Genomic DNA, 13,413 nt, shown 5'->3' with positions numbered 1-13,413 from the left:
CGGCTAAATTTTTGTTATTTTTCGAGGATAAGCAACATCGCTACCGATAAAGCGCATCGCATCAATGGCGAAATCACTGCGCCTGAAGTGCGTCTAACCGGAGTCGACGGTGAGCAGCTCGGCATCATGAAACTCGCCGACGCTTTCCGTATGTCCGAAGAGGCCGACGTCGATCTGGTGGAAATCGCGCCGCAAGCGCAGCCGCCGGTGTGCCGCCTGATGGACTATGGCAAGTTCAAGTATCAGGAACAGAAGAAAGCGCACGAGAACAAGCTCAAGCAGAAGGTTGTTCAGATCAAGGAAGTCAAATTCCGGCCTGGCACCGACGACGGCGATTACAACGTCAAGTTGCGCAATCTGAGGCGGTTCCTCGAAGAAGGTGACAAGACCAAGATCACGCTGCGTTTTCGCGGTCGTGAGATGGCCCACCAGGAAATCGGCGCCCGTATGCTGGAACGTCTGAAGACCGATCTCGAAGAGTTCGGCCAGCCGGAACAGATGCCGAAGATGGAAGGTCGTCAGATGATCATGGTCATCGCGCCGAAGAAGAAGTAACGCCGTGGCGGTATCGAGTGATGCCGCCGGGCAGTAAGAAATTGCCGCCGCGCCCCGCAAGGACGCAGCAGCGATGCAGGGTGCAGTCCGACCCTGAACACAAGTGATCCCGGGTTCTACAAGGGGCGCGATTTTGGCGTCACACCTGTGATCATGTTAAAAACCCGGAGTTTTTCATGCCCAAAATGAAAACCAAGAGCGGTGCCAAGAAGCGCTTTCGCGTGCGTCCTGGCGGTACCGTCAAGCGTGGTCAGGCCTTCAAGCGTCACATTCTGACGAAGAAGACCACCAAGAATAAGCGTCACCTGCGCGGTGCCGTCGGCGTTCATGAGTCTGATATGAACTCCGTACGCGCAATGCTGCCCTTCGCTTAAACCCCGACTTAGATAGGAGAGAAACATGCCTCGAGTCAAACGTGGGGTCACCGCACGGGCCCGCCATAAGAAAGTCATCGCTGCTGCCAAGGGTTTCCGCGGCCGCCGCAATAACGTCTTTCGCATTGCCAAGCAAGCGGTCATGCGCGCCGGGCAGTATGCCTATCGCGATCGCCGTAACAAGAAGCGCGTGTTCCGCGCTTTGTGGATTGCGCGTATCAATGCAGGTGTGCGTCAGCACGGTATGACCTACAGCGTGTTCATCGCTGGTCTGAAAAAGGCCTCGATCGAACTCGACCGCAAGGTGCTGTCCGACATGGCCATCAACGACAAGCCGGCGTTTGCCGCGATTGTCGCTCAGGTGAAAGCCGCCGTCGCAGCCTAAGCTGTAGTTAGCGTATAGCGCGTTTAACCGCGTGCCATTCGCCAAGAGGGGGCTCTCACCGGAGCCCCCTTTTGTTTTTCGCTCGCCTTTTCGCTTGTCCATGCGGCCATTCCGACCGCCTAACTTGAGTCTGTAGCATATGGATCTGGAACTTATCGTCAGCGATGCGCAGCGTGCGTTCGCCGCCGCTCCCGACGCCGCCGCGCTGGAAAACGAGAAAGCGCGCTTTCTCGGCAAGACCGGCCAACTGACCGAGTTGCTCAAAGGCCTCGGCAAGCTCGATCCTGAGACGCGCAAGACCGAGGGCGCACGGATCAATGCGGCCAAGCAACAGATCGAAGGCGCCCTGCAGGCGCGCCGCCAGGCCATGGCCGATGCGCTGCTCGACGCGCGTCTGTCCGCCGAAGCGATCGATGTCACGCTGCCCGGCCGAGGCCTGGGCGCCGGTAGCCTGCACCCCGTGCTCACCACCTGGGAGCGCGTCGAACAGATTTTCCGCTCCATTGGGTTCGATGTGGCCGACGGCCCGGAAATCGAGACCGATTGGTTCAACTTCACTGCACTGAACAGCCCGGAGAACCACCCGGCCCGCTCGATGCAGGACACTTTCTATATCGAAGGTAACGACGACGCCGGCAAGCCATTGCTGCTGCGCACGCACACGAGCCCCATGCAGGTGCGTTACGCACGCATGAACAAGCCGCCGATCAAGGTGATCGCACCGGGCCGTACCTATCGTGTCGACTCCGATGCCACGCACTCGCCGATGTTCCATCAGGTCGAAGGCCTGTGGATTGCCGAAGACATCAGCTTCGCCGATCTGAAGGGCGTGTATACCGATTTCCTGCGCAAGTTCTTCGAACGCGACGACATTCAGGTGCGTTTCCGCCCGTCGTATTTCCCGTTCACGGAGCCGTCCGCCGAGATCGACATGCAATTCGAGACCGGCAAGAACGCCGGCAAATGGCTGGAAATTTCGGGCTCGGGGCAGGTGCATCCGACGGTGGTGCGCAATATGGGACTCGACCCGGAGCGCTACATCGGCTTTGCTTTCGGCTCGGGGCTCGAGCGTCTGACGATGCTGCGCTACGGCGTGCAGGATCTGCGCCTGTTCTACGAGAACGATCTGCGCTTCCTGCGCCAATTCATGTAATCGATGCCGACAGCCCCGGGCGGGCGCGCGAAGTCGCTGCCGCTGGGCTCTCGGAAGTGAAGACTTAACTGCGAGCGAACTGATCCATGCAATTCTCTGAATCGTGGCTGCGTACCCTGGTCGACCCGGATTTGTCGACGGACGCATTGGCGCACGCCCTGACGATGTCTGGGCTCGAAGTCGAGGAAACCGACCCGGTCGCGCCGCCCTTTACCGGCGTGGTGGTGGCCAAGGTGCTCGAAGTCGCGCGTCATCCGGACGCCGATCGCCTGAACGTCTGCCAGGTGGACGCCGGCACCGGCGAGACGCTCACCATCGTGTGCGGTGCGCCAAATGTGGCGCCGGGCATCAAGGTGCCATGCGCGACCGTGGGCGCTGCGCTGCCGCCGGCTGAAGCCGGTGGTGCGCCGTTCCAGATCAAGATCGGCAAGCTGCGCGGCGTGCAGAGTTTCGGCATGCTGTGCTCGGCGCGCGAGCTGAAGCTCTCTGAAGATCATGCCGGTCTGATGATCCTGCCGGACGATGCGCCGGTCGGCATGAATATCCGTGAGTATCTCGATCTGGACGACACGGTATTCGTCGTCAAACTCACGCCGAACAAGGCCGATTGCCTGTCGCTGCTCGGTATCGCCCGCGAAGTCGCCGCGATTACCGGCGCACCGCTCAAGGATTTGCCGGGACAGGGCGCTCAAGGCGCTCAAGCTGCAACGATCGCCGACACGCTACCGGTGCGCATCAGCGCGCCGGAAGGCTGTGGACGCTTCGGTGGCCGCATCGTCCGTAACGTGAACGCTGCCGCTGCGTCGCCGCGCTGGATGGTGGAGCGACTCGAGCGTGCCGGTCAGCGCAGCATTTCCGCGCTGGTCGACATCACCAACTATGTGATGCTCGAGCTGGGCCAGCCGTTGCATGTCTACGATCTGAATCGTCTGCAAGGCGGTATCGACGTGCGCTTCGGGCGTGCGGGCGAGACGCTCAAGCTGCTCAACGAACAGATCGTGACGCTCGACGAGAGCGTGCTCGCCATTACCGATGCCAGCGGCCCGATCGGCCTTGCCGGCATCATGGGCGGCGATTCGACCAAGGCGGGGCTGGAAACGCAGAACATCTTTCTCGAAGGCGCGTTCTTCTTCCCGCAAGCGATTCAGGGCCGCGCGCGCAAGTACAACTTCACCAGTGACGCGTCGCACCGCTTCGAGCGCGGTGTCGATTTCGCCGGGAACGTGCGTGCCCTCGAGCGCGCCACGCAGTTGGTGCTCGAGATCTGTGGCGGTCAGGCCGGGCCGCTCGACGATCAGGTCGCGAAGTTGCCCGAGCGTTCGCCGGTGAAGATGCGTGTTGCCCGTGCCGTCAAGATTCTGGGCGTGCCGGTCACCGAGCCGGAGATGAGCGCGATCTTTACCCGTCTGGGGTTGCCCTTCACGCTGCACAACGGTGTGTTCGAAGTCACGCCGCCGTCGTATCGCTTCGACATTGAGATCGAAGAAGATCTCATCGAGGAGATCGCACGCATTTACGGTTTCGATCGGATTCCGGCCAATCCGCCGGTCGCCGCCAGCGAAATGCGACCGACGCAGGAGGGGCGCCGCTCGCAGCACGCCGTGCGTCACGCGGTGGCGGCGCGCGATTATCACGAGACGGTGGGCTTCAGCTTCGCCGACGCGGAGTGGGAAGCCGACTTTGCCGGTAACGATCATCCCATCAAGCTGCTCAATCCGATTGCCAGCCACCTTGCGGTGATGCGCTCGACGCTCATCGGCAGCCTGATCGCGACCACGCGCTACAACCTGAATCGCAAGGCGTCGCGCGTGCGCGTGTTCGAAATCGGCCGCACGTATCATCGCGATAACACGATCGCTTCGGGCGAGTTGAGCGTGGGCGGTTACCGTCAGCCGCTCACCGTTGCGGCGCTGGCCTACGGCCCGGTGCTCGAGGAGCAGTGGGCGGCGGCGACGCGTCAGGTCGACTTCTTCGACGTGAAGGGCGATCTCGAAGCCTTGCTGTCCCCGCGCACGGCGCGCTTCGTGAAAGCCGAACATCCGGCGTTGCACCCGGGGCGCAGCGCGGCGATCGAAGTCGATGGCAAGCGTGTCGGTTACCTCGGTGAGTTGCATCCGCGTTGGCAACAGAAGTACGATCTTCCGCATGCGCCGGTGCTGTTCGAGATCGAAGCAGAGGCACTCTTCGTGCGCGATGTCGCGAGCTATGAGGACATCTCGAAGTTCCCGCCGGTCACGCGCGATATCGCGCTGGTGGTGGATCAGGCACAGCCGGTGCAAGGGTTGCTCGACGCCATGCTGGCGGCGCGGCACGACGATCCGGCGTGCAGCGTGGTGCAATCGGTAAGGTTGTTCGACGAGTTCCGACCGAAGGCCGGCGCGGTGTCTGGCTCGCTTGGCGCGCAGGACAAAAGCGTGGCGTTTCGTGTTACTCTGCAAGACCCCTCGGGTACGTTGCAGGACGAGACGGTCCAGGGTGCTATTAACGCACTGGTACAACGGGTAGAAGGGTTCGGCGCACGTTTGCGCGCCTGAAACTCAGTAGAAATCCGCTTGCGAGTTGGGTTATCGCACTGTCATCGCCATCGCGTGGGACGTATGAACGAAATGAATCCTGGTGAATTTGAAGCCATGCTGGCGGCGCAACGTATCGCGCTGGGTCGCAGCGAAACGAACGAGGTCTCGACCGAAGCGCCGACGCTGACCAAGGCCGAACTGGCCGAGCTGTTGTTCGAGCACGTGGGCCTGAACAAGCGCGAAGCGAAGGATATGGTCGAGGCGTTCTTCGAGTCGATCCGCGACGCGCTCGAGTCTGGCGATAGCGTCAAGCTCTCCGGCTTCGGCAACTTCCAGTTGCGCGACAAGCCACAACGGCCAGGTCGGAATCCGAAGACCGGCCAGGCCATTCCGATTGCCGCACGACGCGTTGTCACTTTCCACGCGAGCCAAAAGCTCAAGTCGATGGTGGAATCCGGCGTGCTGAGCAAGTAGTTCCCGGCCGCCGCCCTCTGTGGCGGCCGCTAGTTTTCATCCGCTGGTTTTCATTCGCAATCTAACCGTCGTCCGATTCCGCTAACGCCGCGATGGATCACGTTGCCTTGCCGCCGATTCCCGCCAAGCGTTACTTCACCATTGGTGAAGTGAGCGAGCTGTGTGGCGTCAAGCCGCACGTTCTGCGCTATTGGGAACAGGAGTTCACGCAACTTCGCCCCGTCAAGCGACGCGGTAACCGACGGTACTATCAACACCACGAAGTCCTGCTGATCCGGCGTATCCGGGAACTGCTCTATGAGCAGGGCTTCACCATCAACGGTGCTCGTAACCGTCTCGAAGCCGATACACCGCGAGGCCCGCGTGCGACGGGGGGCGGCGCCGGTGAAGGGGGCGGGCAGATACCGTCGAGCGAGCCGGATGGCGTGCTCGACGTGGTTGATTTGCGTCATCGTCTCGAAGCTGTCATCGATTTACTCAAATCCTGAGTGGATGGCCGCGTTGCGGCCATCGCGCATGCCCATTCCCTCCGGTGTCAGGCCGCCACGCGTCGGCTTGCCCGGCCCCGAGCGTTGGCATTCAGTCGCCTCCGAGCGAGGTCGGGCAACCCGGTCGCGCGAACCAAGGGATTCCACCAATGCGGCCGTTGCCGAAATATCCGTAATCCGAAATAGGGTACGCCGCCGTGGCGGGGAGGCGCGCGCCCGGTGCGATTGGGTTCGGACCCTCAAACGTTGTGAGACGCCCAACGGCTTCCGGGCGTGCTGCGATTGCCTTACACTTGCCTGAAACAATGGCGTGTGTCTGACGCCCCCTGGATCCTGTTGATAACCGGCGCAACACCGACCGTTTCGCGCAGCCGCGCGAAGGATAAAAGGATCTCGACCTATGGCGGACCCGAGAACGACGGAAACGCGACACGGACGTTGGACGACGTCCCATCGCTCAATCGCCGCGATCCTGATTTTCGGCGTCCTGATTCTGGCCCTGGTCTGGACGGCCGTGCTGTGGCGCATCTCCATCGAGCACCAGGTCATTCTGCGCGATACGGCGGCATCGGCATCGACCGTGGCGACCGCGCTCGAGCAACAGACGCTACGTGCGATCCGTCAGGTCGATCAAGTCACCCGGTTCGTCAAATATGAATTCGAGCGCAGTCGCGGCGACTTCGATCTGAAGCAAACGCTTGCCAAAGGTATCGTCGCGGATCGTTACCTCGTGCTCGTCAGTGTGGTGGACGCCAAAGGCGACGTCACCGCGGCGACGATGCCCGGCGCCGCCGGCGTCAACATCGCAGACCGAGAGCATTTCCGGGTACATCGCGACGACGCGAACGATAGCTTGTTCATTAGTCATCCGGTCTTCGGGCGGGTGTCGCGCAAGTGGGTGCTTCAGTTCTCCCGGCGTCTCAATCACCCCGATGGCAGCTTCGCCGGAGTGGTCGTTGTGTCGCAGGCGCCCGGTTACTTCACCTCCGATTTTTACACCAGCGCCATGCTCGGCCAGTACGGCCAGATCGCCGTGATCGCCGACGATGGCACGGTCCTCGCGCGTAGCACCGGTGCAAGTGTCGCCGTTGCAGGCTCAGGGGAGTTGCCGCCGTTCTCGGCAGAGCAGCGTACCTCCGGCGTGCAACGCGATCCGATCGACGGCATTGAGCGCATCGTGGCGTATCGCCATCTGCGCGATTATCCGTTGGCCGTTCAAGTGGGCTTGTCGATGGACGAGGAGCTGGCCGAATACCGGCACGTGGTGCGGGTCTATCTGACGATGGCGACCTTCGTGTCGGTGGCGCTCATAGTGTTCTTCGCAATGATCGCCTATCTGATGCAGCGACTCATCGGTCGCGACCAGCAGCTCACACGCCTGATCTCGTATGACGCGCTCACTGGTCTTCCCAACCGATACGCCTTGATGGAGTCGCTGCGTCGCGCGCTGGCCGATCCCGATCAAATCGGCAAAGTTGCGCTGTTGCACATCGATCTCGACAACTTCAAGAGCGTGAACGACACGCTTGGCCACGCTCACGGAGACGAGATCATCCGCCAAGTGGCCGAGCGCTTCGCCCCGCGCATGCCGCCAGGCGCCATGCTGGCGCGCTTCGCCGGCGATGAGTTCATGGTGCTGGTGGCGGGAGACGGCGTGCCGCTCGACGCCGAACCGCTTGGCGAAACGCTGCTCGCCGCGCTCAAGGCGCCGATGGTGGCGGACGGCACGTCGTTCGCGTTGCACGCGAGCATCGGGGTGACGTTCTGGTCGAAGCCAGAGGAGACCGAAGCGGATCTCATCAAGAAGGCGGACCTGGCCATGTACTCGGCGAAGGAGGCCGGCAAGAGCTTGGTGCGCGTCTATACGCAGCAGATGACGTATCAGGCACACCAACTCGTCGTTTGGGAGCGCCAGATGGAGCAAGCACTGGCCAATGGCGAATTCTTCCTTGCGTATCAGCCGATCATTGCGCTCGAGTCGGACTGCGTGCGCGGCCTGGAGGCGTTGATTCGCTGGCGTCACCCGGAGCGCGGCGTGCTCAATGCGGGCGAGTTCATCCCCCTGGCCGAGACGACCGGGCAGATCGTGGCAATCGGCGAGTTCGTACTCACGCAAGCGTGCCGACAATTGGCCGCCTGGCGCGGCACGCCGAATGCGTCGCTGCGGCTCGCCGTCAATGTCTCGTCGGTGCAGTTCTGGCGCGGTGACATCGGCGAGCTCGTGGAACGTCTCATGAAGGAGCACGCCATCGAGCCGAGTCGTCTGGAGCTGGAAATCACCGAATCGGTCATGGTCAAGAATCCGGCGCTTGTGGAAATGAAAATCGAGCAGTTCAAGCGCGCGGGCGTGCGCATCGCACTGGACGACTTCGGTACCGGATATTCGTCGTTGTCCTACCTGACGCGTTTCCCCGTCGATACACTCAAAGTTGATCGATCATTTGTGGAGTCGATTCCCGATTCGTCGCGGTCGTGCCTCATGATTTCGAACATCGTCAATATTGCGCGTTCGCTGGGGATCGAATTGATCGTCGAAGGTGTGGAGAACGATCGGCAACTGGATTGGTTGCGTCATTTTGTGCCGCTGTGCGCACAAGGTTATTTATTCTCCAGGCCGGTCGAAATCGACAAGCTTGATGCGGTAATCGCTCGATTTGGCATTTGCAGATAAGGAACTTGGAGTTTGAAAATGGAAGTACTCTGTTAATCGATGAATTAAATAGGTATTCGTAATAAATCGATCATTGGATCGGTTGTTCGTGTGGGAGCTTCGTCGGCGTGCTATAGAATTGCCCGGCCGTCGCCACGGTAACGAACGACGCGCCCGGAGGGTGTCGACGCGGCAGCCCGCACTGGGCAACGGTGCGGGTGCAGGGCGCTCGATGCCCTGCAATGACGAAGATGTGCGGTGCATGAAGATCGGAATCCGAAGGCGCGGGGCGCGACAAGCCGAGGATCGGAAGCGAGGAAAAAGTTCGACGCGCAGATCGGAATTGGCGGCAATTCGCTGACACGACGAATGCCGGTCGCGACCAGAATTTCTGTCCGGGGACATGACGGAAATGCGACTTGGGTGAGGCGAATACCCGGCCAACGGAAGAGGTGAATAATATGAGAACGAGCGTTTGATTTTCGGATGAGGATAAGGCATTGGCTTTATGCCGCGAGCGTCTCGGTCGGCGTGCTGGCCGCCTGTTGGGTTGCGGCGGATCGGACGGCCACGTCGCTGGTTGGAGATAAGCTTGCACAGAGTGTCGACGCTGGGCAAATGCTGGCCGACCGGGTCGCCGACGGCATGGTTCACGCCATCAACACGGATCTGGCGATGGTGCGGGCCATTCCCTCCACGTTGGCCGAAGTGGATCTGCTGCGCGATGTGCTGCGCCCGGCGAGCGGCGGGGCGGCGCCGGCCGACGTCGTTGAGCGCGCCAACGAATTTCTACGCAGTGCACAGGGATACTTCGGCGTCGATCGGGTGTGGGTGATCGACCTGCATGGTATCTGTGTGGCCGCGAGTAATTTCCGAGATGCACCGTCGCCGATCGGGCAGTCCGTGGCCGGCATGCCTTATGTCACCCAAGCACTGTTGGGTGCGCGTTTCGAACGCTATGCCGCAGGCTGGGAGCATGAAGCGCCCGGCCTTTATTTCAGCGTTCCGGTCTATCGCGATGGTACGCTGATCGGTGTCGTGATGACCAAAATCGGTCTCGCGCGCTTGCGCCATTGGGTGGGCAGCGGCGAGTCGTTCATCGTTGACGGCAACGGCGTTGTCATCATGGCCAACGACCCGCGTTTCGAGAATCGTTTCATGCTCGATGGCAAGCTTGGAACGCTGTCCGACGCCGAGCGGCTGGCGTTGTATCAGCGCCACGATTTCGCGCGCATGCCTATCTCGACCTTCAAGCAGGCGCCGGGGCGGGCGAACGCCTGGGTGTCGCAGGAACTGCTTGAGCGAATGTCGGCGTTCGACGAATTCCGGAAGCCTTTCGTCATCGCATCGCGTCCGAGTTCGAGCAACGGCCTGATCGTCTACGCCGTAGAGGGCGTCGACGCCTGGGAGGCGCTCACGCGCCAGCATGCCAAGGATCTCGCGCTATGTTTCCTGCTGTATCTGGGCGGCGTCGTCATTGTGGTGCTCGCCGGCTGGACTTACTGGCGTGAGCGTGTACAGCATCGCGAGGCACGTCAGTCGAACGAGGCGTTGCGAGCCGCCAATCATCAACTGGCCTTCGAGGCGAGTTACGACGAGTTGACGGGCAGCCTGACGCGCCGCTACTTCTTTCATCGCTTCGAGCGGTTGCTGGAGAACACGCAACGCAAGAACGAGCCAATGAGCCTCATCGTGGCCGATCTCGATCATTTCAAATCGATCAACGACACGTACGGGCACGCCATTGGCGATCAGGTCCTGTGCCGCTTTGTGCTGGTGTGTTCGTCGACGTTGCGAGGTGACGACCTGATCGGGCGCATCGGCGGCGAGGAGTTCGCGATTCTGCTGCCCGGCGCGAGCGAGCGCGACGCGCTGCGTGTGGCGGACCGCATTCGCGAGCGCTGCAAGCGCGAATCGCTGGAAGGCAGCGAACCGCCGCTGCGTTTCTCGGCGAGTTTTGGTATCACGGAATGGCAGGAGGAAGATTCGCCGACCAGCATGATCGAGCGCGCCGATATGGCGTTATACCGCGCCAAACGTGCCGGCCGCGACCGTTGCTGGGTATTCTGAGTCCAGTGGGGGCATCGAGTGGACGCGGGCCGCTCGCCTGATGCCATCGCGGTTACCAATGTCACGTTTGGTAACCAAAGAAGCTGCACCTCGCGTGCATTTTGCGCGAACCTGTATGTCTAACGAGTCAACCCGACGCTGCGAAGATCGACGGGACGTTGAGCGCCAGTGGTCAATTGCCGCGGTGCAAGACTCGGACAACTCATGCGGGAGACTTCATCGTGAAACGCTTACTCATGCTGGCGGGCGGCGCTGCCGTCGCCGTGATGATGGCCGGTTGTGTGGCCGTGCCGTATGGGCCATCGGCATACGATAACGCCTACTACGACGGTTATGGCTACGCGCCGGGCTACGCAGTCGCGCCCGCGCCGGTCGTGACGTTCGGGGTTTCGGGCGGTTACTACGGCGGCGGATATGACCGCGGATGGCGCGGCCGGGGCCGTGGATGGGGTTGGCATCACTGATGCCGTGCTCGCCTGATCGACCTGCGCAACATCGGTGTCGGGCGTTTTGCGGCGATGTAAATCAGATCTCGGATAGCACGAAATCTGCCGTCGATACGTCGCATTCGGGGCAGCGCCAATCGGCATGCGCGCCGGGGACGACCGGCGCGGCAGACCTTACCAGTGAATCTGGTTGAGGAAGATGGGCGCCATTTGCGCGAGCGAGTTGAGCAGCGATATGGCGGTGTCGCGGTGCGAGACCTCTTTCCACAACCGGCTTTCCTTGACCACCCGCTCGCGGTCCTCGGGGGTTTTCACTTCGGGAGCGCGTAACTCGTTGATCAGGTCGATCACGGACGCACGGTCCACGGTTTCCGTGACCGAGTGGTGCGCGAGCAGGTCGTCCAGATGGACGCGCTCCGCTTCGGACTGGGAGGCGTCGGCAGGTGATGCGGCAGGTGATGCGGCAGGTGTAAGGGACGGTTTGTCGGATTGAGTCATACGAAGCGTTCTCCGGAAGTCACTGAAAAGCGAAACGGCCGCTGAACGGCGGATCCTGTGAGGGATCCCAGGTCATGCATGGCGAGGTATCGCGTGCTTCCATCATAGGCCGATTCCCTGACGCTGCGAACCCTCTCCTGAGCGCGACGGCCAGGGTTTTCGCGCCAATCGAGGGAGCAATTGCGCAGGGATTGCGTCATGTCAAAGCCGTGGCGCCTGGGCACAGAAGGACGGCAAAACGTCAAGCCTAAAAAATTTGCCCAAGGCTGACGCCGAAACGGGCAATCCTCTTGACAGCGTGTAACGGCGGGCGTCTTGGCCGGGTGGTGCCGGGTTATCCAGTGGGTTATCCACAGAAGCTGTGGGTAACTCATCGATGCGACGAGACGGTTACCGGAACAGCGGGCGCAACATGAGCAGCGCGAAGAACAACGCGACGCCGACCGGCAGCAGGCCGGTGAAGAACGCGGGCCATGGCGATCTCGCGCGGCGACGCGCACCGAACGATGAGATCAGGCCCGCGCAAAGACACATCACACCGACACCCCACGTAGGGTGCGCACTCTTGAGCACCCATGCGGCAGAAGCCAGCAATCCGATCCAGGCAAGCGGCAGCGCGCCCGGCGGCGGCGGTATGCTGGCGGGCGAGGATTTGGCGCTACGTGACTTGTCGCGTGCGTTGGGCGTGTCGGGCGTGTCGGGCGAATTGGCGGGCATTGCAGTTCCGGAAAATCTACGCGCGCGACAGGGTTGGCGCGCGCAACACGCAGCATAGCAAACGTCGCGCACCACTGCTCAGAACACGCGAGCGCGTAAGGTGCGCTAGGTGCGTAATGTGCGGACACCGGAACGTTGCGCGCGCGCGTGCATGCGTCCTTCAAGAGCATCTACGTACCAGATGGAAGTCGAGTCGATGTCACGCGTCGGTGCGAACGCAGGCGGCGTGGCGCAACGGTTGTCGAGATCGACGTATTGCTTGCGAGCGGCGCGGGCCGTGGCGGGCGGCATCGCGGCAATCCGACGGGGGGCCAAGGCGCGGCGTGTGCCGAACGCGTCGCGCGAGGATGTTCCCTGTGAACCGCGAACGGCGACACATGGCTGATGAAACGGGTCGGCGGGCGCGGTCGCGTCAGGTGGCGCCGGTTGCGCGTGGGCGCGGCCCCCGCACCACGCAAACAGCAGCAGGCAGAGCGTGACGAGGCCGAATCGCAGCGAAGCCGCATGGCGGACGGCGGATGGGGGCGGGCGCGTAATGTGACTCGGCGGCATGGCGGGCTCCGTCGGGGCGATTGTTGGGACGTTGCGCCGGGCGAGCATCGCGAGCGCCTGCGTAGCGTTTTCGCGAACCCGAAGCCAGTATCGTGCCGGGATTTATAAGCCTATGATTTTTATGGAATTGTTTGAGGCTTGTGGCACATTCGCATGGTTTGCCTCGCATCGTGTGTTGCAGTTCCGAAACATGCGCCCGAGAATCGACGCATGTGTGGACCCGGACGCGACGCGATTCGCCGCTTCGTCGGGTACTGTATATAATTACAGCATTCCATTTCACGGCGAGACAGAACATCTCATGAAAGCCATCTATTCCATCGCCGAAATCGAGCAGGCGATCAACTACTGGACGGGCCGTCAGGCTGCCGATAGTCACTGGTCGTTGTGCCCGTCGGCCCGTGTTCTGGCCAACGTTTATGGCGAGATGATTTACCGTCGTGAGACGAGCATCGCGGCCGAAGCGCTCGACGCCGAGCAGAGTCAGGCCGTGGAAACGGCGCTGCATCAGATGGAACTGGGGCTCGCGCCGTGA

General features: G+C 61.6%; 13 protein-coding genes. 11 read left to right on the top strand and 2 right to left on the bottom strand.

Annotated features, from left to right (window positions below):
• The first annotated feature begins 36 nt into the window (after positions 1-36).
• The 10 genes from infC (at position 37) to ACE3UG_RS08580 (ending at position 11,129) form a co-directional block, all read left to right on the top strand.
• Positions 37-555, top strand: coding sequence for a translation initiation factor IF-3 (gene infC / locus ACE3UG_RS08625; protein ID WP_374622509.1), 519 nt, complete (start codon positions 37-39; stop codon positions 553-555).
• A gap of 176 nt (positions 556-731) precedes the next feature.
• The gene (gene rpmI / locus ACE3UG_RS08620) at positions 732-929 is read left to right on the top strand and encodes a 50S ribosomal protein L35 (RefSeq protein WP_150550186.1); all 198 of its coding nucleotides are present in this window, start codon (positions 732-734) and stop codon (positions 927-929) included.
• Positions 930-954: 25 nt separating this feature from the next.
• Positions 955-1,314 carry a 50S ribosomal protein L20 gene (rplT, locus tag ACE3UG_RS08615; protein ID WP_010806048.1) on the top strand — a complete coding sequence of 120 codons (360 nt, stop codon included), beginning with the start codon at positions 955-957 and terminating at the stop codon, positions 1,312-1,314.
• Positions 1,315-1,453: 139 nt separating this feature from the next.
• Positions 1,454-2,467: a phenylalanine--tRNA ligase subunit alpha gene (pheS, locus tag ACE3UG_RS08610; protein WP_374622330.1), complete on the top strand. Its 1,014-nt coding sequence runs from the start codon at positions 1,454-1,456 to the stop codon at positions 2,465-2,467.
• 86 nt (positions 2,468-2,553) lie between these two features.
• Positions 2,554-5,001 (top strand): phenylalanine--tRNA ligase subunit beta, encoded by a 2,448-nt coding sequence (gene pheT, locus ACE3UG_RS08605; RefSeq protein ID WP_374622328.1) that lies wholly within the window; start codon positions 2,554-2,556, stop codon positions 4,999-5,001.
• 63 nt (positions 5,002-5,064) lie between these two features.
• Positions 5,065-5,457 carry an integration host factor subunit alpha gene (locus ACE3UG_RS08600; RefSeq protein ID WP_374622325.1) on the top strand — a complete coding sequence of 131 codons (393 nt, stop codon included), beginning with the start codon at positions 5,065-5,067 and terminating at the stop codon, positions 5,455-5,457.
• A 92-nt stretch (positions 5,458-5,549) separates the two neighbouring features.
• Positions 5,550-5,945 carry a MerR family transcriptional regulator gene (locus tag ACE3UG_RS08595; protein WP_374622323.1) on the top strand — a complete coding sequence of 132 codons (396 nt, stop codon included), beginning with the start codon at positions 5,550-5,552 and terminating at the stop codon, positions 5,943-5,945.
• Positions 5,946-6,345: 400 nt separating this feature from the next.
• Positions 6,346-8,616, top strand: coding sequence for an EAL domain-containing protein (locus ACE3UG_RS08590; RefSeq protein WP_374622320.1), 2,271 nt, complete (start codon positions 6,346-6,348; stop codon positions 8,614-8,616).
• A gap of 465 nt (positions 8,617-9,081) precedes the next feature.
• A complete protein-coding gene (locus tag ACE3UG_RS08585) occupies positions 9,082-10,665 on the top strand; it encodes a diguanylate cyclase (protein WP_374622317.1) in 1,584 nt (527 codons plus the stop codon).
• Positions 10,666-10,886: 221 nt separating this feature from the next.
• Entirely contained in the window at positions 10,887-11,129 is a 243-nt protein-coding gene (locus ACE3UG_RS08580) for a hypothetical protein (protein ID WP_374622314.1), read from the top strand.
• Between the two features lie 156 nt (positions 11,130-11,285).
• On the opposite strand, the gene ACE3UG_RS08575 is transcribed toward ACE3UG_RS08580, so the two are convergent.
• Both ACE3UG_RS08575 and ACE3UG_RS08570 read right to left on the bottom strand, forming a co-directional pair.
• Entirely contained in the window at positions 11,286-11,609 is a 324-nt protein-coding gene (locus ACE3UG_RS08575; RefSeq protein ID WP_374622311.1) for a hypothetical protein, read from the bottom strand.
• A gap of 390 nt (positions 11,610-11,999) precedes the next feature.
• Positions 12,000-12,326 (bottom strand): hypothetical protein, encoded by a 327-nt coding sequence (locus tag ACE3UG_RS08570; protein WP_374622308.1) that lies wholly within the window; start codon positions 12,324-12,326, stop codon positions 12,000-12,002.
• Positions 12,327-13,179: 853 nt separating this feature from the next.
• Between ACE3UG_RS08570 and ACE3UG_RS08565 the strand changes: the two genes are divergently transcribed.
• Positions 13,180-13,413, top strand: a complete 234-nt coding sequence (locus ACE3UG_RS08565) for a DUF3717 domain-containing protein (RefSeq protein ID WP_374622306.1) — start codon at positions 13,180-13,182, stop codon at positions 13,411-13,413.

It is taken from the genome of Pandoraea sp. (assembly GCF_041919235.1).
Lineage (GTDB): Bacteria > Pseudomonadota > Gammaproteobacteria > Burkholderiales > Burkholderiaceae > Pandoraea.
Note: the sequence above shows the minus strand (reverse complement) of the source record. Positions and strands in the feature narration are given on the sequence as shown.